The organism is Azorhizobium caulinodans ORS 571 (assembly GCF_000010525.1).
GTDB lineage: Bacteria > Pseudomonadota > Alphaproteobacteria > Rhizobiales > Xanthobacteraceae > Azorhizobium > Azorhizobium caulinodans.
The window spans coordinates 859,603-884,805 of record NC_009937.1; the positions used below are offsets into that span (position 1 = coordinate 859,603).

At 66.0% G+C, this 25,203-nt stretch carries 23 protein-coding genes; 13 read left to right on the forward strand and 10 right to left on the reverse strand.

Annotation, left to right across the window (positions count from 1 at the left end; all coding sequences use genetic code 11):
- The first annotated feature begins 133 nt into the window (after positions 1–133).
- The 4 genes from AZC_RS03880 to cynS all read left to right on the forward strand — a co-directional run bounded on the left by AZC_RS03880 (position 134) and on the right by cynS (position 3,876).
- On the forward strand, positions 134–1,495 hold the full coding sequence (locus AZC_RS03880; RefSeq protein ID WP_012169291.1) for a CmpA/NrtA family ABC transporter substrate-binding protein: 1,362 nt from the start codon (positions 134–136) through the stop codon (positions 1,493–1,495).
- 4 nt (positions 1,496–1,499) lie between these two features.
- Positions 1,500–2,354, forward strand: a complete 855-nt coding sequence (gene ntrB / locus AZC_RS03885; RefSeq protein WP_012169292.1) for a nitrate ABC transporter permease — start codon at positions 1,500–1,502, stop codon at positions 2,352–2,354.
- Positions 2,355–2,357: 3 nt separating this feature from the next.
- Positions 2,358–3,245, forward strand: a complete 888-nt coding sequence (locus AZC_RS03890; protein WP_012169293.1) for an ABC transporter ATP-binding protein — start codon at positions 2,358–2,360, stop codon at positions 3,243–3,245.
- A gap of 148 nt (positions 3,246–3,393) precedes the next feature.
- On the forward strand, positions 3,394–3,876 hold the full coding sequence (gene cynS, locus AZC_RS03895; protein ID WP_012169294.1) for a cyanase: 483 nt from the start codon (positions 3,394–3,396) through the stop codon (positions 3,874–3,876).
- A 97-nt stretch (positions 3,877–3,973) separates the two neighbouring features.
- Here cynS and AZC_RS03900 read toward each other — a convergent pair whose 3' ends face one another.
- Positions 3,974–4,762 carry an IclR family transcriptional regulator gene (locus AZC_RS03900; RefSeq protein ID WP_043879996.1) on the reverse strand — a complete coding sequence of 263 codons (789 nt, stop codon included), beginning with the start codon at positions 4,760–4,762 and terminating at the stop codon, positions 3,974–3,976.
- A gap of 97 nt (positions 4,763–4,859) precedes the next feature.
- Here AZC_RS03900 and AZC_RS03905 point away from each other — a divergent pair, with 97 nt between their 5' ends.
- From AZC_RS03905 to attM, 3 genes are all read left to right on the forward strand, one after another.
- A complete protein-coding gene (locus tag AZC_RS03905; protein ID WP_012169296.1) occupies positions 4,860–6,314 on the forward strand; it encodes an NAD-dependent succinate-semialdehyde dehydrogenase in 1,455 nt (484 codons plus the stop codon).
- A gap of 168 nt (positions 6,315–6,482) precedes the next feature.
- Complete coding sequence (locus AZC_RS03910) at positions 6,483–7,649, forward strand: iron-containing alcohol dehydrogenase (protein WP_012169297.1); 1,167 nt, start codon at positions 6,483–6,485, stop codon at positions 7,647–7,649.
- Positions 7,650–7,757: 108 nt separating this feature from the next.
- On the forward strand, positions 7,758–8,549 hold the full coding sequence (attM, locus tag AZC_RS03915; protein WP_012169298.1) for an AttM family quorum-quenching N-acyl homoserine lactonase: 792 nt from the start codon (positions 7,758–7,760) through the stop codon (positions 8,547–8,549).
- A 113-nt stretch (positions 8,550–8,662) separates the two neighbouring features.
- Here attM and AZC_RS03920 read toward each other — a convergent pair whose 3' ends face one another.
- Both AZC_RS03920 and AZC_RS03925 read right to left on the reverse strand, forming a co-directional pair.
- Positions 8,663–10,069, reverse strand: a complete 1,407-nt coding sequence (locus AZC_RS03920; protein WP_012169299.1) for an MFS transporter — start codon at positions 10,067–10,069, stop codon at positions 8,663–8,665.
- Between the two features lie 170 nt (positions 10,070–10,239).
- On the reverse strand, positions 10,240–11,088 hold the full coding sequence (locus AZC_RS03925; protein ID WP_043878858.1) for a fumarylacetoacetate hydrolase family protein: 849 nt from the start codon (positions 11,086–11,088) through the stop codon (positions 10,240–10,242).
- Positions 11,089–11,338: 250 nt separating this feature from the next.
- Here AZC_RS03925 and AZC_RS03930 point away from each other — a divergent pair, with 250 nt between their 5' ends.
- On the forward strand, positions 11,339–12,070 hold the full coding sequence (locus tag AZC_RS03930) for a GntR family transcriptional regulator (RefSeq protein ID WP_052285850.1): 732 nt from the start codon (positions 11,339–11,341) through the stop codon (positions 12,068–12,070).
- 88 nt (positions 12,071–12,158) lie between these two features.
- Here the strand turns inward: AZC_RS03930 and ggt are convergent, their stop codons facing one another.
- From ggt to AZC_RS03965, 7 genes are all read right to left on the reverse strand, one after another.
- Positions 12,159–13,745, reverse strand: coding sequence for a gamma-glutamyltransferase (ggt, locus tag AZC_RS03935; RefSeq protein WP_012169302.1), 1,587 nt, complete (start codon positions 13,743–13,745; stop codon positions 12,159–12,161).
- Positions 13,746–13,775: 30 nt separating this feature from the next.
- The gene (locus tag AZC_RS03940) at positions 13,776–14,726 is read right to left on the reverse strand and encodes an ABC transporter ATP-binding protein (protein WP_012169303.1); all 951 of its coding nucleotides are present in this window, start codon (positions 14,724–14,726) and stop codon (positions 13,776–13,778) included.
- Positions 14,723–15,763 (reverse strand): ABC transporter ATP-binding protein, encoded by a 1,041-nt coding sequence (locus AZC_RS03945; RefSeq protein WP_244421789.1) that lies wholly within the window; start codon positions 15,761–15,763, stop codon positions 14,723–14,725. Before AZC_RS03945 ends, AZC_RS03940 begins: the two co-directional genes overlap by 4 nt.
- Before the next feature lie 249 nt (positions 15,764–16,012).
- Positions 16,013–16,831: an ABC transporter permease gene (locus tag AZC_RS03950; RefSeq protein WP_244421835.1), complete on the reverse strand. Its 819-nt coding sequence runs from the start codon at positions 16,829–16,831 to the stop codon at positions 16,013–16,015.
- Positions 16,832–16,899: 68 nt separating this feature from the next.
- Complete coding sequence (locus tag AZC_RS03955; protein ID WP_012169306.1) at positions 16,900–17,844, reverse strand: ABC transporter permease; 945 nt, start codon at positions 17,842–17,844, stop codon at positions 16,900–16,902.
- Between the two features lie 18 nt (positions 17,845–17,862).
- Positions 17,863–19,377, reverse strand: coding sequence for an ABC transporter substrate-binding protein (locus AZC_RS03960; RefSeq protein ID WP_012169307.1), 1,515 nt, complete (start codon positions 19,375–19,377; stop codon positions 17,863–17,865).
- Positions 19,378–19,456: 79 nt separating this feature from the next.
- Positions 19,457–20,962, reverse strand: coding sequence for an ABC transporter substrate-binding protein (locus AZC_RS03965; RefSeq protein ID WP_043878859.1), 1,506 nt, complete (start codon positions 20,960–20,962; stop codon positions 19,457–19,459).
- Between the two features lie 282 nt (positions 20,963–21,244).
- Here AZC_RS03965 and AZC_RS03970 point away from each other — a divergent pair, with 282 nt between their 5' ends.
- The 5 genes from AZC_RS03970 to AZC_RS03990 all read left to right on the forward strand — a co-directional run bounded on the left by AZC_RS03970 (position 21,245) and on the right by AZC_RS03990 (position 24,990).
- Positions 21,245–21,550: a hypothetical protein gene (locus AZC_RS03970; RefSeq protein WP_012169309.1), complete on the forward strand. Its 306-nt coding sequence runs from the start codon at positions 21,245–21,247 to the stop codon at positions 21,548–21,550.
- Positions 21,551–21,684: 134 nt separating this feature from the next.
- Positions 21,685–22,104: a hypothetical protein gene (locus tag AZC_RS03975; protein ID WP_043879999.1), complete on the forward strand. Its 420-nt coding sequence runs from the start codon at positions 21,685–21,687 to the stop codon at positions 22,102–22,104.
- A 29-nt stretch (positions 22,105–22,133) separates the two neighbouring features.
- Complete coding sequence (locus AZC_RS03980; RefSeq protein ID WP_012169311.1) at positions 22,134–22,733, forward strand: OmpA family protein; 600 nt, start codon at positions 22,134–22,136, stop codon at positions 22,731–22,733.
- A 158-nt stretch (positions 22,734–22,891) separates the two neighbouring features.
- Positions 22,892–23,986 carry a LacI family DNA-binding transcriptional regulator gene (locus AZC_RS03985; RefSeq protein ID WP_012169312.1) on the forward strand — a complete coding sequence of 365 codons (1,095 nt, stop codon included), beginning with the start codon at positions 22,892–22,894 and terminating at the stop codon, positions 23,984–23,986.
- Positions 23,983–24,990 (forward strand): ABC transporter substrate-binding protein, encoded by a 1,008-nt coding sequence (locus AZC_RS03990; RefSeq protein ID WP_012169313.1) that lies wholly within the window; start codon positions 23,983–23,985, stop codon positions 24,988–24,990. Before AZC_RS03985 ends, AZC_RS03990 begins: the two co-directional genes overlap by 4 nt.
- The last annotated feature ends 213 nt before the right edge of the window (positions 24,991–25,203 follow it).

The following is a 25,203-nucleotide window of genomic DNA, read 5'->3' on the forward strand; positions in this document are numbered from 1 at the left end:
GAAAATTCGTAAATCCAGTCGCTGGCGTGAAATCCTTCGCCGTCCTTGATCGCACGGCTCGGTGGGCGCTGGCACGTGGCTTGCTTAGCGTAAGGACCCACTCCGGCATCTCCTTCTGCGAGCGAGGCGGTTCATGGCGCGCTTTGATCCTGTGCGGCGGTTTTCACGCTTGTTATCCGGCTGCTCCTGCGGCCGGCATCGCTCCGCGGCCGAACATGACGGCGCGGCCGCCGCGCGTGACGCGGAAGCGCGTTATGCGGGTGCCGTCGAGAAGACCGTGCTTCAGGCCCTCTTTCCGCAGGCCGTGCAGCGCCGCGCCTTCCTCAAGGCCATTGGCGGCTCGTCGGTGGCGGCTGCGCTCGCCCCCTTCCTCAATCTCGGGGCGGTGACGGACGCATTCGCGCAGGGCGCCGGAGCCATTGAGAAAAAGGATCTCAAGATCGGCTTCATCCCGATCACCTGCGCCACGCCCATCATCATGGCCCACCCGCTCGGCTTCTATACCAAGCAGGGGCTCAATGTGGACGTGGTGAAGACCGCCGGCTGGGCGGTGGTGCGCGACAAGACCATCAACAAGGAATATGACGCGGCGCACATGCTCTCGCCCATGCCCATCGCCATCTCGATGGGTCTTGGCTCCAATCCCATTCCCTTCTCCGTCCCGGCCATCGAAAATGTGAACGGGCAGGCGATCACGCTCGCCATGAAGCACAAGGACAAGCGCAATCCGAAGGACTGGAAGGGCATGAAACTCGCCGTGCCCTTCGATTATTCCATGCACAATTACCTGCTGCGCTATTATCTGGCGGAAAACGGCATCGATCCCGACACGGATGTGCAGATCCGCTCCGTGCCGCCGCCGGAGATGGTCGCCAACCTGCGCGCGGACAATATCGACGGCTTCCTGGCGCCCGATAATGTGGCCCAGAGGGCGGTCTATGACGGTGTGGGCTTCATCCACATCCTCTCCAAGGAGATCTGGGACGGGCACCCCTGCTGCTCCTTCACCGCCAGCCAGGAATTCGTGACCGCCAATCCGAACACCTATGCGGCGCTGCTGCGCGCCATCATCGACGCCAGCGCCTATGCGCAGAAGCCGGAGAACCGCAAGGAGATCGCCGAGGCCATCGCCCCGGCCAATTATCTCAACGCGCCGCCCATCGTTCTGGAGCAGGTGCTCACCGGCACCTATGCGGATGGCCTCGGCAACATCAAGAAGGATCCGGACCGCATCACCTTCGATCCCTTCCCCTATGAGAGCTTCGCGGTGTGGATCCTCACCCAGATGAAGCGCTGGGGGCAGGTGAAGGGCGAGGTGGATTATCAGGGCATCGCGAAGAAGGTCTTCCTCGCCACCGAAGCCTCCAAGGTGATGAAAGAAATGGGCCTGACGCCACCGGCTTCCGCGACCAAGACCTTCTCGGTGATGGGCAAGCCCTTCGATCCGGCGAAGCCCGAAGACTATGTGGCGAGCTTCGCCATCAAGCGGGCCTGACGCCATGGGGTTGCCGCTGCGTCTCAGGGCCGGGTTGCTGTCGGTCCTGATCCTCGCCGTTTTCCTGCTCGCCTGGCAGGCGGCCACCGCCGGCTTCGGCGGGGGCTCCGCCAGCCTGCCGGCGGGGATGGATCCGGAATATGCCAAGCTGATGGGGCTGACCGCCACCGCCGGCAAATCGGCCATGCCCAGCCCGCTCGAAGTGGGGCGGCAGCTCTGGACGCTGCTCTCCAACCCCTTCTATGACAAGGGGCCGAACGACAAGGGCCTCGGCATCCAGCTCGCCTTCTCGCTGGCCCGGGTGCTCGGCGGCTACGGTCTTGCGGTGGCAGTGGCCATCCCGCTCGGCTTTGTCATTGGCATGTCGCCGCTCATGAGCCGTGCGCTCGATCCCTTCATCCAGGTTCTGAAACCCATCTCGCCCCTCGCCTGGATGCCGCTCGCCCTCTACACGATCAAGGATTCCAGTATTTCGGCGGTGTTCGTCATCTTCATCTGCTCGGTGTGGCCGATGCTGATCAACACCGCCTTCGGCGTCGCCAGCGTGCGCAAGGAGTGGCTGAATGTCGCCCGCACGCTGGAGGTGGGGCCGCTGAAGCGCGCCTTCACCGTCATCCTGCCCGCCGCGGCTCCCACCATCCTCACCGGCATGCGGATCTCCATCGGCATCGCCTGGCTGGTGATCGTGGCGGCCGAGATGCTCGTGGGCGGCACCGGCATCGGCTATTTCGTCTGGAACGAGTGGAATAACCTCTCGATCACCAATGTCATCATTGCGATCCTGGTGATCGGTGTCGTCGGCATGGTCCTCGATCAGATCCTCGCCGCCGTCGCGCGGCTCGTGACCTTCCCGGAGTAGGCCATGGGCGAGCGTTATCTCTCCATCGAGGGCATTGCCCGTCGCTTTCCCTCGGCAAAGGGCGAGACCACCGTGTTCGAGGACCTTTGGTTCTCCATGAACAAGGGCGAGTTCGCCTGCATCATTGGCCATTCCGGCTGCGGCAAGACCACGGTCCTCAACATCCTGTCCGGGCTCGAGGCGCCTGACGACGGCGCGGTCATCGTGGATGGCCGGGCCATCGAGGGGCCCTCTCTCGACCGGGCGGTGATCTTCCAGAGTCATGCGCTGCTGCCCTGGAAAAGCGTCCTCGGCAATGTCGCCTATGCGGTGGCCTCGCGCCATCGCGACTGGCCGCGCGACAGGGTGCGCGCCCATGCAGAACGCTTCGTGGAACTCGTGGGCCTCAAGGGCTCGGAGCACAAGAAGCCGGCGGAACTCTCCGGCGGCATGAAGCAGCGTGTGGGCATCGCCCGAGCCCTCTCCATCGAGCCGAAGATGCTGCTCATGGACGAGCCCTTCTCCGCCCTCGATGCCCTGACGCGCGGTACGCTGCAGGACGAGGTGCGGCGCATCTGCCTCGAGAGCGGGCAGACGGTCTTCATGATCACCCATGATGTGGACGAGGCCATCTACCTTGCCGACCGCATCGTGCTGATGACCAACGGGCCGCAGGCCTGCATTGCCGAGATCGTGGAGAACCCGCTGCCGCGCGAGCGCCGGCGGCTGGATCTGCACAAGCAGACGGACTTCTACGCCGTGCGCAACCACCTCATCGACTTTCTGGTGGAGCGCTCGCGCACCTTCAAGAATAGCCTGCCAGCGGGCTACGACCGCCGCCGCCCGTCCGTGGTGCGGCCGTCGCTGGCGGGTGAGCCCGTCCTTTCGGCCACCCGGAGATCCGTCGTCTAGCGGGGCATCGTCGCGCTGGGCCGCCGGTGCCGGTCGCCGTGTCATCCTTCCCTCTCCTGTTTCCGGGAGCGGGCTTTTGCCGGCCCGTGTGCGCACGGGAGCCGATGTCGCATGAAGACCCCAAGAAACGACCATAGGAGCGCGTCACATGAAGCGTGAACAACTCACCGAGAAGATCCTCGACATCAAGCGCGAGAAGGGCTGGACCTGGAAATACATCACCGATGAGATCGGCGGCATGTCGCCGGTGCTCGTGGTGGGCGCGCTGCTCGGCCAGATGAAACTGGTGAAGCCGCTCGCCCGGGCTGCGGCCGAGCTGTTCGGCCTCTCCGAGGTGGAGGAGCGCATGCTCAACGAGGTTCCCTATCGCGGCATGCCCATGCCCCCTACCGATCCGCTGATCTATCGCTTCTACGAGATGGTGATGGTGAATGGCCCGGCGTGGAAGGCGCTGATCGAGGAGGAGTTTGGCGACGGCATCATGTCGGCCATCGACTTCGACATCGATATCGGCCGTCTCGAAAATCCCAAGGGCGACCGGGTGAAGATCACCATGTCCGGCAAGTTCCTGCCCTACAAATACTATGGCGCGGAGCAGGGCACGCCGGAATACGGCTTCAAGGAAGCCTGAGCAGCAGGCGTCTCAAGGACCCGCCTCGCCTCGGCCTTCCACTCCCCCGGTCGATGCGAGCAAGGGCGCGGCGTGCGGGCGCTGCGCCCTTTCCCTTTCAGGCGCCCCGGTCGGCACCGAGCCGTGTGGACAGGGCCGAGGCGATCCGCTGCAGGCCGGCCCCCAATTCGTCCATCCGCTCCCGCGAGGCCTCGGCTTCCAGCAGGCTGATGGCGATGCCCGCCACGGTGCCGCCCGTGTAATCGCGCACCGGGATGCCGATGCACACCATGCCTTCCCGGATCTGGCCGTCGTCGATGGAATAGCCGCGGGCGCGGGTCGCCTCCATCTCTTCGAGCAGGGCCGGCAGCGAGGGCGTGCTGTTGGAGGTGAGGCGCTCGGGCCATGGTCCGGCGAGCAGGGCGCGCACCTTTTCCGGTGAGAAAGTGCTCAGCATGGCCTTTCCCGTGGCGGTGAATGGCGCCGGCAGGCGCATCCCGATGCGGAAGGTGAAGCCGAGCGGTGCGGCGCTGTTGCGGCACGCCAGATAGACCACGTCCGGCCCTTCGAGCCGCGTCAGGGTGATGGTGTAGTTCTCCAGCGCCGGCACGTCGGCGAAGACACGTCTGAACTCTCCCACCAGATCCGATTGGCCGAGGAAGCCGCTTGCCCAGCGCATGATATGCGGTCCGAGGCGGTAGGTACCCTCGCTTGCCCGGTCGAGAAGCCCGAGGTCCAGCAGTGCCGAAATGAGCCCGTGCGCACTGCTTTTGGGCAGTGCAAGCGCGCGGGTGATTTCCGCTGCCGTCAGGGGCGCATTCGCGCTGCCCACATGGTCGAGGATGCGCACGGCCCGCCGCAGCGCCGGCACGCTGTCCGTGGGAGAAGTCAAACCGTCAGTTGCCATGATCACACCCTTGACGAACGAGCTTAGTCGATAAATAGTTCATTACAAAGAACATAGTTCAACTAATTGAACTTGGGAAGCGTCAGGGAGAGACCGCGTGCTGCATCTCAAAAATCCGTCGCTGCATCAGGACGCCTGTCTCATCAACGGTGCGTGGCGCAAGGCGGCGAGCAACGCGCATATTGTCGTTCATAATCCGGCAAACGGGGCGTTGGTCGGTCATGTGCCGGACCTCTCTGCCTCCGAGGTGCGCGAGGCGGTCGATGCCGCGCAGGCGGCGTTCGGTCCGTGGTCGCGCAAGGCTGCGAAGGAGCGCTCCGCGCTGCTGCGCCGCTGGTTCGACCTCATCATCGCCAATGCGGATGACCTTGCGGCCCTCATGACCGCCGAGCAGGGCAAGCCGCTGGCCGAGGCGAAGGGGGAGGTGGTGTATGCCGCCTCCTTCATCGAATGGTTCGCGGAAGAAGGTAAGCGCGTCTATGGCGACGTGATCCCCGCGCCGACCACCGACAAGCGGCTCATCGTGCTGAAGCAACCGGTGGGTGTCACCGCCGCCATCACCCCCTGGAATTTTCCCGCCGCCATGATCACCCGCAAGGCCGCGCCGGCGCTTGCGGCGGGTTGCGTCATGATCATCAAGCCGGCGGAACAGACCCCGCTCACCGCGCTGGCGCTGGGCGTTCTGGCGCAGGAGGCCGGCATTCCGGCCGGCGTCATCCAGGTGGTGACGGGCGATGCGCGGGAGGTGGGCGGGGTGCTCACCGGCAGCGATGTCGTGCGCAAGCTCTCCTTCACCGGCTCCACGGAAGTGGGGCGCATCTTGATGAGCCAGTGCGCCCCCACCATCAAGCGCCTGTCGCTGGAGCTCGGCGGCAACGCGCCCTTCATCGTGTTCGATGATGCGGACCTTGAGGCGGCCGTGGAAGGCGCCATCGCCTCGAAATATCGCAACGCCGGCCAGACCTGCGTCTGCGCCAACCGCTTCTATGTGCAGTCCAGCATCTATGATGCCTTCGCCGCCCGCCTCGCGGAGCGCGTGAAGCAGTTGCCCGTGGGCGTGGGCACCGAGCCCGGCGTCCTCATCGGCCCGCTCATCGACGAGGACGCCATCGCCAAGGTGAAGGCGCATGTGGCGGATGCGGTGGAGAAGGGCGCCACCATTGCGCTGGGCGGAAAGATGCACGCCCTCGGCGGCACCTTCTATGAGCCGACCGTGCTCACCGGCGTCACTTCCGACATGCGGGTCGCCCGCGAGGAAACCTTCGGCCCCGTCGCGCCGCTGTTCCGCTTCGAGACGGAGGAGGAGGCGATCTTCCTCGCCAATAACACCGAGTTCGGCCTCGCCGCCTATTTCTTCACCGAGAACGCCCGCCGGGCCTGGCGGGTGGCGGAAGGGCTGGAATACGGCATGGTGGGGCACAACACCGGCCTCATCTCCAACGAGGTCGCCCCCTTTGGCGGCGTGAAGCAGTCCGGCATCGGTCGCGAGGGCTCGAAATACGGCATCGAGGAATATCTCGAGATCAAATATCTCTGCTCGGCGGTGGGCTGAGACCGCGACCCCCGCTGGCCCCGCATGGGGCCGGCCGCGTGCCATGCGCCGTGGGAGACGGATCGTCTCGTCCCGGCCCCAGATCACCATTCCGCATTCATAAAGCGGCGGCGCGAAGCCGCCCCATCGTGCCGGTCAAGGCACGCCCTGTGAGGAAGGAGGACCCCCATGAGCGACGGTCTCAATCCGTTTGAATTCCGTACCGTTCCCGCCATCCAGCTCGAATGGTCCGGCGCCAAGCGCCTTGGCGAGGTGGTGGGCGCGCGCTTTGCTGCCCGCAAGGCGCTGCTCGTCACCGATGGCGGGCTGGTGAAGGCCGGCATCATCGCGCCCATCGTCGCCAGCCTTGAGGCGAGCGGCTTTGCCGTGACGCTGTTCGACGAAGTGGTGGCGGACCCGCCGGAGCATGTGCTGCTCGCCTGCGTCGCCAAGGCGAAGGCGGCGGGCGTGGATATCGTCATCGGCCTCGGCGGCGGCTCCTCGCTGGACGTGGCGAAGCTCGCGGCGGTACTCCTCGTCTCAGAGCAGCCGCTGGCCGATCTCTATGGCATCGGCAAGGTGCAGGGTTCGCGCCTGCCGCTCATCCAGGTGCCCACCACCGCCGGCACGGGCTCGGAGGTGACCAACATCACCATCCTCACCACTGGCGAGACCACCAAGATGGGCGTCGTCTCGCCCCAGCTCTATGCGGACTTCGTGCTGCTGGACGGCGAACTCACCGTGGGCCTGCCGGCGGTGCATACGGCGGCCACGGGCATCGACGCCATGGTGCACGCCATCGAGGCTTACACCAGCCGCCACAAGAAGAACCCGGTCTCCGACGCTCTGGCCCGCGAGGCGCTGCGGCTTCTCTCCGCCAACCTCATCGCCGCCTGCAAGGACGGCACGAACCGCAAGGCGCGCGAGGCCATGCTGCTGGGCGCCATGCTGGCGGGCCAGGCCTTCGCCAATTCGCCGGTGGCGGCCGTCCACGCGCTCGCCTATCCGCTGGGCGGGCACTATCACGTGCCGCACGGCCTCTCCAATGCGCTGATGCTCGGCCCGGTGCTGCGCTTCAACGCCAAGGCCGCCGCCCCGCTTTATGCGGAACTGGCGGACGTGATCGCCGGCCCCGGAGCGGGTGGCGCGGAGGCGCGGGCGGATGTGTTCGTCGCCACCATGCAGAAGCTCATGGACGAGAGCGGCGCGCCCCGCCGCCTGCGCGATGTGGGCGTGACCGACAACACCCTCGCCATGCTGGCCTCCGACGCCATGAAGCAGACGCGCCTGCTGGTGAACAATCCCGTCGAGGTGACGGAAGCCGACGCGCTCGCGCTCTATCGCGAAGCGTTCTGAGCATCGATGGCGCCGGCGCGCGGCGCCGGTGCCTTCTCTCCCTCTCGGACAATCGAAATCCCCCCGCATTGGCCGCGTGCCGGTGACGGGGGACCATTGGAGGAAACCATGACCGACATCCGCCTCTATATGCTTCAGTCTGGCTCGCTGAAGTGCAAGGTTCACAACATCAAGATGAACCAGGGCAACGGCGCGGACTATGAGATCCCGGTGCCCTTCTTCCTCATCACCCACCCCAAGGGCCACACCATCATCGATGGCGGCAATGCGGTGGAAGTCGCCACCGACCCGCGCGGACACTGGGGCGGCGTCTGCGACGTCTACTGGCCGGTGATGCGCGAGGACGAGGGCTGCGTGGCGCAGGTGAAGGCGCTCGGCATCGATCCGGCGGATGTGAAGTATGTGGTGCAGTCGCACCTGCATCTCGACCACACCGGCGCCATCGGCCGCTTCCCGAACGCCACGCACATCGTGCAGCGGCGCGAATACGAATACGCCTTCACGCCGGACTGGTTCGCCGGCGGCGGCTATATCCGCAAGGATTTCGATCGTCCCGGCCTGCGCTGGCAGTTCCTGAACGCCGACGTGGATGACTATTACGACATCTATGGTGACGGCACGCTCACCACGGTCTTCTCGCCCGGCCATGCACCGGGGCACCAGTCCTTCCTGGTGCGCCTGCCGAAGTCCGGCCCGCTGCTGCTGACCATCGACGCCGCCTATACGCTGGATCATTGGAACGAGCAGGCCCTGCCCGGCTTCCTCGCCTCCACCGTCGATACGGTGCGTTCGGTGCAGAAGCTGCGTACGCTGGCCGAGCGCACCGGCGCGCAGGTCGTGACGGGCCATGATCCGGATGCCTGGCCGTCCTTCAAGAAGGCCCCCGGCTATTACGACTGAGCCTCCGGTGGCCCATCGCGGCTACCAATTCGACCGCAAGACATAAAAAGCCGGGACGGTCAGCGCCGTCCCGGCTTTCCTTTTACGTGGGAGCCTCGTTCACCCCGTGCGGTTTAAGGAGAAAGCTCCTCGAGAACGCGCCCCTTGGTCTCCACGGCGAAGGCGCCGACGAATGCGCCGGTCACCAGGATCAGCGCCGAGAAGATGACGAACACCCACTGGATGCCGCCGAGGCCCGAGAGCACCGCGCCCACCACCAGCGGACCCGCCGATGACCCAAGCCGCAGCCATGCGCTGCCGAAGCCGGTGGCGATGGCGCGGATGCGGGTCGGATACAGCTCCGCCGAATAGAGATAGAGCGAGAAGGTGACGCTCTGGGTGATGGCGTAGGTGATGGCGGCGAAGAACAGCACCTGCGTGGCCGATGTGGCGCCCAGCCAGCCGAGCAGGCCCAACGGCACGGCGGCAAGAAGCAGGGCGTATGTGTACCAGCGCTTGCGGCCCACCCTGTCGATGAACATGGCGCAGGTGAGCGCGCCCACGACGCCGGCTCCCGATGTGGTGAAGCCGTAGGCGAGGCTGGTGGAGAGGGGCAGGTTGAACACCTGCCGGTAGAGTGTCGGCAGCCACGTGGCCATGCCGTTGTTGACCACATGGGTGGCGAACCACAGGGGCCAGATCATGAGCGTGCGCTTCAGGTAGATGCCTCGGAACAGCTCCCGCCAGTCGCCCTTTCCGACCTGCGCGGGGCGCAGCGCGAGGGGGCGGGGCTCTTCCAGCACATGGCCGGCAGCGGTGGCGCTGCGCTCCAGATCGGACACGATGCGGTCCGCCTCCGCATAGCGGCCACGGGAGGCCAGCCAGCGCGGGGATTCGGACAGGAACCAGCGCAGCGGGATCATGAGCACCGATGGCACGAGCCCGACGATGAACATAGCCCGCCAACCGTAAACCGGCACAAGGAAATAGCCGATGACTCCCGCGCCCACGAGGCCGAGCAGGAACATGACCTCATAGAGCAGGAAGAACCGCCCGCGCGTCCGCGCTCCGACATATTCGTTGATGTAAGCCGATGCCACCGGCACCTCGCCGCCGGTTCCGATGCCCTGCAGGAAGCGGAACACGATCATGGAGGTGGCGCTCCATGCGGTGAGGCAGGCGATGTCCATGCTGACGAACAGCAGGATGGTGAGCAGAAGCACATGAAGCCGGCCAATCCGCTCCGCGAGCCAGCCGAAGAAGATCGCCCCCACCAACTGGCCGATGTAGCCGAGAGAGAGGATCATGCCGATTTCCTGCGGCGAGAGCCCCCACTCCTTCACCAGAACAGGCATGGCATAGGCGATGGCAATGACGGTGTAGCCATCGAAGAAGGTGGCCGCGCCGATGATGTTGCGCGTCCAGAAGACCTTGCGGGTCATCGGCAGGCGTTCGATACGGGCGCTGATATCCGCCTGACCGTCGAAGGCTGGATCTAGGGGGGTGGCCGCGTGGGGCGCGGCAGAGGCTGGCGTCGACATTCCTCGCTCCTGCAGAGTTGTTTATTGGCCGGCGCTGCCTTGAAGGGCCCCGGCGGACGGAATGGGGAGAAGCGGGCGCGCGCCGGCCTTCACGTCCGGCTGGAGAGCCGCGCGCCCGTCAGGTCTGCTTGGGGTTGCGGATGGGGCCTGCCATCCGCCACCGTCATCGGTCAGGCTTCGTCGGCAACGCCGTTGCGCAGGATGCCGACGCGGTCGATCTCCACCTCGACGATGTCGCCGGGCTTCATCCAAAGCGGAGGCGTGCGCTTGGCGCCGACGCCGCCGGGCGTTCCGGTCACGATGACGTCGCCGGGTTCGAGGTTGGTGAAGGTGGAGCAATATTCGATCTGGCAGGGGATATCGAAGATCATCTGCGAGATGAGCGCTTCCTGCACCACCGTCCCGTTCAGCCGCGTCTCCAGCTTCATGGTGGTGATGTCGCCCGCCTCGTCCGGCGTCATCATCCACGGGCCGAAGGCGCCGGTGCCGGGGAAGTTCTTGCCCGGTGCGAACTGGTGGGTGTGGCGCTGGAAATCGCGGATGCTGCCTTCATTGTAGCAGCTGTAGCCGGCGATGTGGCTCCAGGCGTTCTCGCGCGTGATGTAGCGGCCGGGCTTGCCGATGATGATCGCAAGCTCACCTTCGAAATCGAGGTGCTGGGACACGCGCGGTCGGATGATGTGCGCCAGATGGCCGATCTGGCTGTCGGCGAAGCGGGTGAACACCGTGGGGTGTTCCACCACGGCCCGTCCTGTCTCCAGCCGGTGCATCTCATAATTGAGGCCGATGCAGAGCACCTTGTTGGAATCCGGGATGACCGGCAGCCAGGTGATCTCCGAAAGCGGATGGCGTGCGGCCTGCGGCAGGGCCGCTTCCACCTGAGACAGCGCATCGGCTGCCAAAACGGCCTTCAGGCTTCCATAGCGGTCCCGAAGCACGGCGCCGACGTCCAGCGCTTCATCTCCCGCGATGACGCCCCAGGTCGGCCGGGCGCCGATTTTGAATGTTGCGAGCTTCATGTCTGTCCCTTCTGCGATCGCACAACGCTGGATCGTCTGCTGCGTCACGCTCCGCTCGATGGCGCGACGACGGCAGGACAGGACTATATCGCTAAAAAATCTCTCAGACAGATTTTATGTATGAAACTGGCGCGCTGCGCCATAAAAATATATATTGACGCAGAACGGGTTCGTGAATATTTTCTGGGGCCCGTGCCGTGCCTTTAGGGCATGGCGTGCCGTCTTTCGGGTGGAGTTGAGTCTTTTGAGGATGGATCCGCGGCGCCGCAGCGACAGCACGGAAAAAGGGGCTGCCGCCGCCAACGATGCCGCAGCCCCCGTGTCTGCCGCGCCGGGTACCGTGACCATGCAGCTCTATCACCGCCTGCGGGAGGACATCATCCGCGGGGCGTTGGCGCCGGGGCAGAAGCTGAAGATCGACGAGCTGTGCCGCAGCTATGAGGTCGGCTCCAGCCCGCTGCGGGAGGCGCTGAACCTGCTCACGTCATTCGGCTTCGTGGAGCGCCTCGAACAGCGCGGCTTTCAGGTGAAGCCCATCAGCGCGGATGAGTATGACGACATCGTCAGATGCCGCTGCTGGATCGAGGAACGGGCGCTCCGGGAAGCCATCGCCCACGGCGATGGCGCATGGGAGGAAGATGTCACGCTGGCGCTCTTCCGGCTCGACAGGGCTGCGCGCGTCCGGCACGCCGCCATAGATCCCGAGTGGGAGAAGCTGCACCACGCCTTTCACATGACGCTTCTGGCGCCCTGCGGCTCCAGCATCCTCATGGAATATTGCGAGCATCTGTTCACCCAGAGCATCCGCTACCGGCAGATCGCCGGTCTTCTGGAGCTGTCCGTGCGCGATCCGCAGGCGGAGCACGCCGAGATTGCCAAGGCTGTTCTGGAGCGCGATGCCGATGCGGCGGTCGCCCTGCTATGCGCGCACTACCGCCGCACGCAGGATGCCCTGAAGGAGAAGCTGTTCGCTGCCGGGTGAGCCGTGAGCGGAAGCGGCCGCAGGGGCGGCCACTTCGCGATTCCGAGCAGGGCAGAGGCGTCTGCCGCGCCTCGCCCCGCCGGCGTCTTCAGTAGCCGAGCGCCATGCCGTCCTTGCGGGGTTCCGAACCGGCGGCGAGGATGCCGGTCTCCTGGTCGATCCAGATCATCTGCGCGCCGCCCAGCGGGTCCGCCGACCACTTGGCCGCGTGGCCGCGCTTCAGCATCTCGTCGAGCAGGCCGGGTTCATATTCCGGCTCCAGTTCCAGCGCACCGTTGTAGGCAAAGCTGCGCGGCGCCTCCATGGCCTGCTGCACGTCCATCCCGCGATCGATAATGTTGGTCAGCAGTTCCACATGGCCCATGGTCTGGTACTGCCCGCCCATGACACCGAAGGGCGCGACGGTCTTGCCGTCCTTCATCACCATGCCTGGAATGATGGTGTGCAGCGGCCGCTTGGAAGGGCCGATGGCATTCGGGTGGCCCTTGATGAGGCGGAACTGCGCGCCGCGATTGTGCAGCAGGAAGCCGGACTTCGGTGCCGTGATGCAACTGCCGAACTGGTGGAAGATGGAGTTGATGAGCGAGATGGCGTTGCCGTCCTTGTCCACCACGCAGAGATAGACGGTGTCTGTGTGTGCCACCTTCGGCCACACGATGGGATCGGCCGCCTTGGCCATGTCCACGCGCGAGCGGGCAAAGGCCGCCCATTCCGGCGACAGCAGTTCGGCGACCGGCACGGAGGCCTGAACCGGATCTGCGAACAGATGGTCGCGGTGGTGATAGACCTGCTTGTTGATCTCCGCGAAGAGGTGGATGCGATCCGCCTCCCCAAGGGCGTCGGGCGAGAGGTCATAGCCCTCCAGCGCGTTCAGCATCATCAGCACGCCGAGGCCCTGGCCATTGGGCGGGCACTCATAGACGTCATAGCCGCGATAGTTGGTGGTGACGGGCGTCACATATTCCGCTTCGGCCGCAGCGAAATCCTCCAGCGTGTGGAGCCCGCCCAGTTCCTTCAGCCGGGCCACCGCATCCTCAGCCACCTCGCCCGTGTAGAAGGCATCGCGCCCGCCTTCCGCGATCTTGCGCAGCGTGGCGGCGAGCTTGGGCTGGCGGTGGACGTCGCCCTGGCCCGGCGCCTTGCCGCCCGGCAGGAAGATCTCGACGCTCACCGCGTCGCGCTGGAGGCGATGGGCATACTGCGCCCAGTCGCGCGCCACGCGGGGCTGCACCACATAGCCCTCTTCCGCGAGGCGAATGGCGGGGGCGAGCACGTCGGCGAGCGAGCGCGTGCCGTGGTCCGCCAGCAGCTTCGTCCAGGCGGCGATCGCGCCGGGAATGGTGACGGCATGGGGCGAATCGAGCGGGATCTCGGTGATGCCCTGCTCGATGAACCAGTCCACGTTCGCCGCCGCCGGCGCCTTGCCCGAGCCGTTGAGGGCAATGGGCGCGCTCGCGCCCTTCGGCGTGTAGAGCACGAAGCAGTCGCCGCCGATGCCGGTCATGTGCGGGTCGACCACACACTGCACGGCCACGGCCGTGATGGCGGCATCCACCGCATTGCCGCCGGCGCGCAGCATGTCGAGCGCGGCAAGGCTGGAGAGCGGATGGGAGGTGGCCACCGCCGCATTGCGCGCGAACACGGTGGAGCGGCCGGTCTTGAAGAAATTACGCACGGGGACGTTTCCTTGGGGTTCTGCTGGCCGTCAGCCGATGGCGGCCTGGGCGACGAAATGCCCGGGCGCGGCTTCCACGAGCGCGTGGCTCGCCTCGTCGTCGGGCAGGTTGGCGATGGCGGGCAGGCGCGTGCGCGCCCGCTCGACGGCGGGGTCCGGCACCGGCACGGCGGAGAGCAGCCGGCGCGTGTAGGGGTGAAGCGGATTGGCGTAGAGCATCTCGCTCGGCGCGATCTCAACGATGCGCCCCTTCCAGATCACCGCGACCCGGTGGCAGAGGTAGCGCACCATCCGTAGGTCGTGGGAAATGAAGAGATAGGCGAGGCCCAGCTCTTCCTGCAGATCCTGCAACAGGTTCACCACCTGCGCCTGGATGGAGACGTCGAGCGCCGCGATGGGTTCGTCCGCCACGATGAAGGAGGGCTTCACCGCAATCGCGCGCGCGATGCAGATGCGCTGGCGCTGGCCGCCGGAAAACTGGTGCGGGAAGCGCGCCATATAGCGCGGATCGAGCCCCACCTTGGCGAACAGCTCCGCCACGATGTCCCGTCGCTCGGCGCTGCTCGGCGCGATGTCGTGGATCAGCAACGGCTCTGCGACGAAATCGCCCACCGTCATGCGTGGATTAAGCGCGGAATAGGGGTCCTGAAACACCATCTGCATGCGCTTGCGCATGGCCCGCATCTGCCGCTCGCTCTGCTGCGTCAGGTCCGTGCCCTCGAAGGCGACGACGCCGGAGGTGGGCGGGTTCAGCATGGTGACGGCGCGGCCGATGGTGCTCTTGCCCGAGCCGCTTTCGCCCACGAGCCCCAGCGTCTCGTTGGGCAGGATGTCGAACGAGACATTCTCCACCGCCTTGAAGACGGTGGTCTTGAAGCCCCAGCCGCTGCGCAGGGGATAGTGCTTGCACAGGTTGCGCACGGAGATGAGCGGATAGCCGCTTGGGGCGGCGGTCTCGGGGGAGGGGGAGTGGGCGGTCATGGCGTCGCCTCCGCGGCGAGAAGCTTCGGCAGGTCATACCAGGCGGCCACAAGATGGCCGGCCTCGGCACCGGGCGCCTGTGCGAGCGGCGGGCGCTCGGTGAAGCAGCGCGGCGTCGCATAGCGGTTGCGCGGCGCGAAGGGGTCGCCCGGCGGGGGAAAGCGCATGTCCGGCGGCGTGCCGTCGATCTGGGTGAGGCGCCGACGTTTGCCGGCCGGCGCCGTGAGATCGGGCAGCGAGCGCAGGAGGCCGAGCGTATAGGCGCTGCGGGGATCGCGGAACACGTCATCCACCGGCCCGCGTTCCATCACCCGGCCGGCATACATCACCTGCACCGTGTCCGCGATGCCGGCCACCACACCGAGATCATGGGTGATCCAGATCACCGCCATGCCGATCTCGCGCTTCAGCTCCTTCACCAGCTCGATCACGTCCGCCTGCACGGTCACGTCGAGGGCGGTGGTGGCCTCGTCCGCGATCAGCAGCCGGGGACGACAGGAGATGCCCATGGCGATCATGATGCGCTGGCGCTGGCCGCCGGAGAATTCGTGCGGAAACTGGTCCACGCGCCGGGCGGCATCGGGCAGGCGCACCATGTCCATCAGCTCGATGGCGCGCTTGCGGGCGGCGTCGGCGCCGAGACCCAAATGGAGCATCAAGGGCTCCATGATCTGCCGCCCCACCGTCATGGACGGGTTGAGCGAACTCATGGGGTCCTGGAACACGAAGCCGATGGCGCCGCCCCGGATCTTGCGCAGCTCGGCGTCCGAGAGGGTGAGCAGGTCGCGCCCCTCGAACAGCACCTGCCCGCTGGCGATGCCGCCGGGCGGCATGGGGATGAGGCGCAGCATGGCGAGCACGTGCACGCTCTTGCCCGAGCCGCTCTCGCCCACGATGCCGAGGGTCTCGCCCTCCTTCAGCGTGTAGCTGACGCCGTTCACCGCATGGACGACGCTGTCCTTGTCGGCGAAGGCGACGCCGAGGTCGCGGACCTCAAGCAGCGGGGGCTTGGAGGGCGTGGAGGAGATGTCGGTCACAGGCGCTCTCCTCCGCGTGCGCTCACGAAGGTCGCATGTGCCACCGTCTCCCTCCCCCCTTGTGGGGGAGGGCTGGGGAGGGGGGTGATGCCCTCTCCGCTCGCCCCACGGATGGGCTGACTCAAACCGGCAGCCGCGCCCCAAGCGGCACCCGTTGTACCCCCCTCCCAACCCTCGCCCGCAACGGGGGAGGACTTTGGGGCGGTGTGGGTCATGGGGAGCCCGATTCGTGTTCTCATCGGCCCCTCCTCAGTTGCGGTGGCGCGGGTCGAGCGCATCGCGCAGACCATCGCCCAGCAGGTTGAAGGAGAGCACGGCGAGGAAGATGGACAGGCCCGGCCAGATGGCCATCCAGGGCGCCTGCGTGAGGAAGTTCTTCGCTGTGTTCAGCATGGAGCCCCAGGAGGGATCGGGCGGCTGCTGCCCGAGCCCGAGGAAGGACAGGCTCGCCTCCGCGATGATGGCGGCAGCAATGGTGAGCGTCGCCTGAACGAGGATGGCGGGGATGATGTTGGGCAGGATGTGCCGCAGCACGATGCGCAGCGGCGTCGCGCCGGCCGCGCGCGCGGCTTCCACATACTCTTCCACCTTGGTGGACTGCACCTGCGCCCGCGTGAGGCGGATGAAGATGGTGGTGGCGGACAGCCCGATGGCGATCATCGCATTGGTCAGCGTCGGGCCGAGGAAGGCAGCGAGCGCGATGGCGAGGATAAGGAAGGGTATGGCGAGCAGCGCATCGGTGAGGCGCATCAGAGCCGCCTCGATCCAGCCGCCGGCATAGCCCGCAATCATGCCCACCGGCAGGCCGATGGCGACCGCGAGGGCCACCGAGACGAGCCCGGCGGAGAGCGAGGCGCGGGCGCCGAAGATGACGCGGGAGAGCACATCGCGGCCCACCTCGTCGGTGCCGAAGGGATGCTCCCATGTGGGCGGCTTGCGCACGGCAAGCCAGCTCGTGGCGGTCGGGTCATAGGGCGCGATATAGGGCGCGAACACCGCGATGATGATGAAGAACAGCACCACGGCGAGGCCGATCATGGCGCCGCGCCGGCGCACGAGGCGGCGCATGGCCTCCTCGAAGGGCGTGCGCTCGCGCGGCACCGCGACGGTGGGGGCGGGGGAGGAGGACAAGGTGCTCATGACCGCCGCAGCTTCGGATTGACGAGGAAATAGGCGAGATCGGCCAGCAGGTTCAGCAGGATGTAGGTGGTGGCCGTGCACAGCACGACGCCCTGCACCACGGCATAGTCGCGGTTGAACACCGCATCCACCATCAGCTTGCCGAAGCCGGGCACGGAGAAGACCTGCTCGGTGAGCAGCGCGCCCGAGAGCAGCGCGCCGAACTCCAGCGCGCCGAGCGTGATCACCGGCACGGCGGCATTGCGCAGGCAGTGGCGGATGATGACCGAGCGCGGCGCGAGGCCCTTGGCGCGGGCCGTGCGCACGTAATCGGAGGAGAGCACCTGAAGCATGGCGGCGCGGGTGTGCCGCATCATCACCGCCGCGATGGAATTACCCAGCACGAAGGCGGGCAGGATCATTGCCCGGAGGTTCTCCAGGAGGTTCTCGGTGGGCGGCACGTAGCCCGAGGCCGGCAGCCAGCCGAGCTGAACCGAGAACAGCAGGATGAGCATGATGCCCAGCCAGAAATTCGGCGTCGAAAGGCCCCACAAGGCGATGACGTTGGCGATGTAGTCCATTGCCTTGCCATTATGGACGGCGGAGAGGATGCCCATGGGCACGCCGATGAGCAAGGCGATGGCCATGGCCATGACCGCCAGTTGCAGCGTCACCGGAAACTTGGAGACGATGAGGCTCGCCACCGGCTGCTGCAAGCGTATGCTCTCGCCCAGATCCCCCCGCAGCACGCCGCTGATCCAGTAGCCGTAGCGCACCGGCAGCGGTTCGTTGAGATGGTACTTCTCGCGGATGAACTCGATGGCGGCCGGGTCCTTCTCCTCACCGGAGAGGGCGATGGCAGGATCGCCCGGCAGCAATTGCTGCAGGGCGAAGATGATCATGGAGGCCAGGATCACCGTGGGGATGATCGTGGCCAGCCGTTTCAGGAAGAAGCGCAACATTGTGCGGGGTCGATCCCGTCAGTCGAGTTTCAGGCCGGTGAAGCGCACGAGGCCATCGGGATAGTCAGCCTCGGTGAAGCCCTTCAGCTTGGGCGTGTAGGCCCACATGAGCTTGCGGTGATAGAGATAGATGAGCGGGTCTTCGGTCAGCACCACTTCCGCGAGATTCTTCCAGGCTGCCGCCCGCGCCGCCGGATCGCTGGTGGCGCGCTCGGCATCCAGCGCGGCCTGCGCTTTCTCGTTGCAGAAGCGCGTGTAGTTCAGCGGCGCCTTGCAGGCGAGGAAGTTGTAGGTGTTGCCGTCCGGATCGGGCCGGCCGCTCCAGGCATAGAGGAAGGCTTCGAAGTTGCCCTGGTCGGCGGCATTGAGCGCAGTGCCAATGTCAGTGGTCACGAGCTTCACCTCAAAGCCTGACTCTTTCGTCATGGCCTGCACCACTTGTCCCACCTGCGCGGCCTCATTGGTGGAATAGACGATGAGGTTCACGGGCACCGGTGTCTTGACGCCCGCGTCCTTCAGCAGCGCCTTGGCCTTGGCCACGTCGCGCTTCGGGATGGGGAAGGCCGAGACATAGAAGGGGTTCTTCGGGCTCACCCACTGGTTGCCCGGCAGATATTCGCCGTTGAAGACCACCTGGCTCAGGGCCTCGCGGTCGATGGAAAGCTCGAACGCCTTGCGCACGCGGGCGTCACCACCGATCACCGAATCCGCCTTGGCGGTGTTGAAGATGATGGACTGGAAGCCGAGCTCATACCCCGTTCCCACCTTCAGCTTGCCCTGGGAGCGCACTTCCGGCAGGTCGGTCGGGGCGAGGCGCTCCAGCAGATCGAGCTGACCCGAGCGCAGGTTGGTGAGGCGGACCGTGCTGTCCGGAATGGTGCGGAAATCCACCTTCTGGAGGAAGATGTTGTCCTTGTTCCAGTAGCCGTCGAACTTCTCCAGCAGGATATGGTCCTGCGCCACCCGCTCGACGAACTTGAACGGCCCGGCGCAGACCGGCGCGGTGGCGAACTTGTCGCCCAGCGCCTGTGCCGCCTTGGGGGAGACCATCATGCCCGCGCGGTCGGTGAGCTGAGAGAGGAAGGGGGCCGAAGGCGCCTTGAGATGCAGGCGCACCGTCACCGGGTCCACCACTTCCACCGTGTCGAGCGCGGCAAGCTCGGAGCGGCGCTGGCTGCCGGGCATCTTCTGGTGACGTTCGAGATTGAACTTCACCGCTTCGGCGTCGAGCTTCTCGCCGTCATGGAAGGTGAGGCCGGGACGGATCTTCATGGTCAGGGTCTTCTGGTCGGCGGACCAGGACCATTCGCTCGCCAGTTGCGGTATGATGTTGAGCTTGGCGTCAATGTCCACGAGCTTGTCGCAGAGGGCAGCGAAGACCATCCGCGTCGTGTAGTTGCGGGACAGGGTCGGATCGAGCGCGTCCGGATCATCCATCAGGCCGAAGCGCAGCGTCTGGGCCTGCGCGCCGGCACCAACGGCTCCCGTGAGCCCTCCCACGATGGTGAGGGCCGCAAAAAACTGCTTCCACATGGCCTGTCCTCTGGAGGTTCTATTTTATTTCAGGATCAGCAGCGGCGCCCCCGCCGGCGTCGGGCGGGGGCGGTCACGGTCAGTTCAGCTTGAGTCCCGTGAAGCGCACAAGACCGTCCGGATAATCGCCGAAGCCCGTGAGCTTGGTGGAGTAGGCCCACAACAGCTTGCGGTGGTAGAGATAGATCAGTGGACGGTCGGCCAGCACCTGCGTGGCGAGATCCTTCCAGGCGGCCTTGCGGACTTCCGGATCATTATTCTGCCGTTCGGCCTGGAAGGCCGCATCCGCCTTCTCGTTGGAATAGCGCGGATAGTTCAGCGGTGCTTTGGTGGCCAGGAAGTTGTAGGTGTTGCCGTCCGGATCGGGCCGGCCGCTCCAGTTGTAGAGCATGAGGTCATAATTGCCCTGATCAGCCAGATTGAGGGCGGTGCCGAAATCGGTGGCCTGGATCTTGAGATCAAAGCCCGCCTCCTTGGCCATGGCCTGGATCACCTGCGCCGACTGCTGCGAGAGATTGTCGGAGAAGACGGTGAAGTTCACGACCAGCGGCGTGGTGACCCCCGCCTCCTTCAGCAGCGCCTTGGCTTTCGCCACGTCGCGCTTGGGGATGGGGAAGGCCGAGACATAGTTCGGGTTCTTGGGATTCACCCACTGGTTGCCCGGCAGGAACTCGCCGTTGAACACCACCTGGTTGATGGCGTCGCGATCGATGGAGAGCTCCAGAGCCTCACGCACCTTGGCGTTCTTGGCGAGGGGGCCGTCTTTGGAAAGATTGAGCAGCAGCGTCTGGTAGCCGAGCTCGTAGGCCATGCCGATCTTAAGCTTGCTGTCGCTTTGCACCTGCGGCAGGTCGGTGGGGGCGAGCCGCTCCAGAAGGTCGAGTTGGCCCGAGCGCAGGTTGGTCAGGCGCACGGTCGTGTCCGGGATGACCTTGAACTCGATGCGCTTGAGGAAGATGTTGTCCTTGTTCCAGTAATTGTCGAATTTCTCGACAACGATCCGGTCCTGCGCCACGCGCTCCACGAACTTGAACGGACCGGCGCAGACGGGCGCTGAGGCGAACTTGTCGCCGAGCGCCTGTGCCGCCTTGGGCGAGACCATCATGCCGGCGCGATCGGTGAACTGCGCGAGCAGCGGCGCAAAGGGCGTCTTCAGGTTGATCTTGACGGTCAGCGGGTCCACCACCTCGACGCTGTCGATGGCGGCGATTTCGCCGCGGCGCTGCGAGCCCTGCATCTTGAGGTGGCGTTCCAGATTGAACTTCACCGCCTCGGCGTCGAGCTTCTCGCCATCCTGGAACAGCACGCCGTCGCGGATCTTCATGGTCAGCGTCTTCTGGTCGGGCGACCAGGACCATTCGGTGGCGAGCTGCGGAATGATGTTCAGCTTGGCATCAATATCCACCAGCTTGTCGCACAGCGCCGCGAACACCATGCGGCCGCTGAAGGTGCGGGCGAGCGTGGGATCGAGGGCATCGGGATCTTCCATGAGGCCGAACCGGAGCGTCTGCGCCTCAACGCTCGCTGCCAGTCCCGTGGCCAGTCCCGTGCTCAGGACGAGGGTGGCCAGAGTCCGCTTCCACATGGGCAATGGATCCTTCTTGGGCCGAAATCGGGCCCGGTTGCAGGGAGATGGCGCGCACGCGCCGCGCTGCGGCCGATCAGGACGGCCCATCATAATGCCAAACATTGTATGCAATCCACGGGCCATCGCATATTCCCCGATGCCCGCTCCCAGGGTTTCTCTCCGGGAACAGGATCGTTTGCACGCCAATGCAGCGTCATGCTGTGGATTGTTGCATGGGAACGCCCAACGTGTGACCATTCCCTTCCGGCACGGGGGAGCCGGAATCTAGGATTGGCGCCCATGCCGCAACTCGTCCGCTTCCTCATCCGGCACGCCCTCATCGGGTTTGCCGTGGCCATCGGCTTCGTCGCGCTCTTCCTCGCGCTCGACCTGCATGGCCTGCGCACCCTCATCGTGCAGTCGCCGGAAGGCCTTCTTGCCGCGGCGGTGCTCTTTTTTGCCATGTGCCTCACCTTCGGCAGCGTGCAGATGGGCGTCGCCGTCATGCTGCTGCCTCGCGAGGAGGACGACGAGGAGCCGCGCGGTGGCAAGGGCGCGAGATTCCGCCTCCGTCTGCGGCCGGCCCAAGTGCGCGTCCGGCGATGAGGCCGGCGCCATGCGGGCGCAACGGCCGTTAGCGAGATAGGGCCTGTTTTCAAGCGTTTGGGCAGCAGCGCTGCCCTATGTTCCTCTTCACGCATCTGTTACACCCATACCGTGTCCTTGACGCGGGGGTGTTCATGGTGAAGTTCAGAACTTGGCTCGTGGCTGGCCTTCTGGTCGCGGCGGCGAGCGGCGCGCAGGCTCAGACGATGAGCTACCAGCAGGCGGGCGCCCTGCTTGCGAAGAGCTGCGGCCCCGACATCATGAAATATTGCGCCGATGTGAACCTCGGCGGCGGCAAGCTGCTCGGCTGCCTCGATGCCAATGCCTCCAAGGTCGCGCCCAAGTGCAAGAGCGACTTTGCGGCGGCAAAGGCGTCCATCGGCAAGCGCATCGCGGCCCAGCAGGCCATCTTCAAGGTCTGCAATGCCGATGCCGCGCGCCTGTGCCAGGGCGTGGTGCCGGGTGACGGCAATCTCATCAATTGCTTGGTCGATGCCAGCAAAGCGGTGAGCAAGGCCTGCAACCAGACCATCACCGACGCCGGCTGGCGCTGAGCGCAACCGCAGAAAGAAGGACGACGCCCATGAAGTCGTTGATGCTCCGCGGCGCGCTCACGGCCGCCCTGCTCGTGTCCGCCGCCGCGCCTCTGGCCGCGCAGACGGACCTCTCCAACGCCCAGATCGTTCAGGGCCTGAACAATCTCACGCAGGACGCGCCGGTCGTCACCGCCGCCAGCCTGCGCCAGGCGGCGCTCGATCACGCCACCATGTATTCCGGTCCGCCCTCGCAGCGCCCGCCGCTGGCGATCCAGCTCGACAAGCTGGCGCAGATCAACGTGCAGATCCAGTTCAAGCTCAACTCGGCGATCATCCTGCCGGACAGCTACGCCACCATCGGCGCCATCGCCGACGCGCTGCACAATCCGGTGCTTCAGGGCTACCGTTTCATCGTGACGGGCAATACCGACACGACCGGCACGCGCGAGCACAACCTCAAGCTCAGCCAGGAGCGCGCCGATGCGGTGGTGGAGGCGCTGACCACCACCTTCAACGTGAATCCGGCGCGTCTTGAGGCCGTCGGCCTCGGCGAAGAGGCGTTGCAGGATACGAAGAATCCGGAATCGCCGGTGAACCGCCGGGTGCAGATCTTCAACGTCGGGCCCCTGCCGCCCCGGCCGCGCTGAACCAAATCCGGTTTCCGGCGTTTCACTCACATGACCTCACCTTGGCGCCGCCCCACCGGGCGGCGCCTTTTTCTTTGCCGGGCAGGCATCGGCGCGTGTCACAGGGCTGTTGCAGAGGCGCGATAGGAGAGCCGTGAAAACGATTTCACGGATCCCTCGTGCCCCAGACCGTCACCATACGCACCGTCGCCGAACATGCCGGCTGCTCCATCGCGACCGTCAGCCGCGTGCTGAACGGGACCGCGCGGACCAGCGCGGAGGTGGAGGCCCGCGTCCGGGCGGCGGTAGCGGAACTCGGCTTCCGGCCCAGCGAGATCGGGCGTTCCTTGAAGACGCTGCGCACGCGCACGCTCGGCGTCGTCATTCCGAGCCTCACCAATCCGGTTTTCGCGGGCTCGGTGGCGGGCATGGAGGCCGAAGCGCGCCACCGTGCCCACACCCTGCTGCTGACGGCCACCGACTATGATGCCGAGCGCGAATGGGAACTGGTCGGCACGCTGGTGGCCCAGCGGGTGGCGGGCCTCGTGCTCACCGTTGCCGATCCGGACAACAACGCCACGCTCGATTGGCTCGATGCGGAGCGCATCCCCTATGTGCTCGTCTATAACGAGCCACAGGGCGCGAGCCGCGCGTCGGTCACCGTGGACAATGCGGGTGCCAGCCGCGCGCTGACGCAGGCCTTCCTCGCCGCCGGCCACCGGCGCCTGCTGTTCATCGCCGGGCGCTTCTCCACCTCGGACCGCTCGCGCCTGCGCCATCAGGGCTATCTCGCCGCCATGGCCGCTGCGGGCCTGGAGCCCGAGCCCGTTCTGGAACTCGACTATCTCGCCGACACCGCCGCCCACCGCGCTGCCCTGGCGGGCCTGCTCGCGGGGCCGGACCGGCCGACGGGCATCATCTGCTCCAACGATCTGCTCGCCCTTTCGGTCATCGCCGCCGTGCGCGAGATGGGGCTCGCCGTGCCGCAGGATGTCTCGGTCGCCGGTTTCGACGGCATCGCCATCGGTCGCCTCGTCACGCCGGTGCTGGCGACCGTGGACCAACCCACCCGCCGCATGGGCGAGCGGGCAGTGGCGCGGCTGTTCGACCTCATCGAGGGCGAGCGCGCGCGCACCGTGGAGCATCTGCCGTTCGAACTGCGCGCCGCCGGCACGCTCGCCCCCGCGCCGCATCTGCCGCCGGCCGCCCCCAAGGGGCGGCGCGCCGCTACCCCTTCACCCCGCCAAACCGCCTCAGGAAAGGCTCTGCGATGAAGTCCCTGCTCACGACCGTTCTGCTCGCCACCGGGCTTTCGCTCGGCGCGGCGTCGGCCGCTTCGGCCGCCGATGCCATCTGCTACAACTGCCCGCCCGAATGGGCCGACTGGGGCTCCATGCTCAAGGCCATCAAGGCCGACACGGGCGTCGAGGTGCCGCCGGACAACAAGAATTCCGGCCAGGCCATGGCCCAGATGATCGCCGAGAAGGCGAGCCCGGTGGCCGATGTCGCCTATCTCGGCGTCACCTTCGGCATCAAGGTCAAGGATGCCGGCCTCACTCAGGCTTACAAGCCCAAGGGCTTTGACGAGATTCCCGCCGGCCTCAAGGACGCGGACGGCCACTGGTTCACCATCCACTCCGGCACGCTCGGCCTGTTCGTGAACAAGGATGCCCTCGGCGGCGCGCCGGTCCCGGCCTGCTGGAGCGATCTCCTGAAGCCCGAATACAAGGGCATGGTGGGGTATCTCGACCCCTCCAGCGCCTTCGTGGGCTATGTGGGCGCGGTGGCGGTGAATACCGGCCTCGGCGGCTCGCTCGACAATTTCTCGCCGGCGATCGACTTCTTCAAGAAGCTTCAGGCCAACCAGCCCATCGTGCCGAAGCAGACGTCCTACGCACGCGTCGTTTCGGGCGAGATCCCGATCCTGTTCGATTATGACTTCAACGCCTATCGCGCCAAGTACACGGAGAAGGGCAACTTCGCCTTCGTGATCCCGTGCGAGGGCACCGTGGTGGTGCCTTACGTGATGAGCATGGTGAAGAACGACCCGCATCCGGAAGCGGCGAAGAAGGTTCTCGACTACGTGCTCTCGGACAAGGGGCAGGCCATGTGGGCCAAGGCCTATCTGCGCCCCGCGCGCAACGTGGAACTGCCGAAGGAGGTCGCCGACCGCTTCCTCCCCGCCGCCGACTACGCCCGCGCCAAGGCGGTGGACTACGGCAAAATGGAGACCGTGCAGAAGGGCTTCTCGGACAAGTATCTCTCCGAGGTGAAGTGAGGCGCGGGAGCGCATCCTGTCGCGAACACCCTCCCCCTTGTGGGGGAGGGCTGGGGAGGGGGGTAATGCCCTCTCCGACTATGCGTCTTTGGCTGCGGAGAAGGGATGCCCCGCCCGGTCGTACCCCCCTCCCTATCCCTCCCCCTCAAGGGGGGAGGGGACATGTCGCGCGGTGGGCTGGGTTGGGTTTGACGCCATTCGCGCGGTCCCACT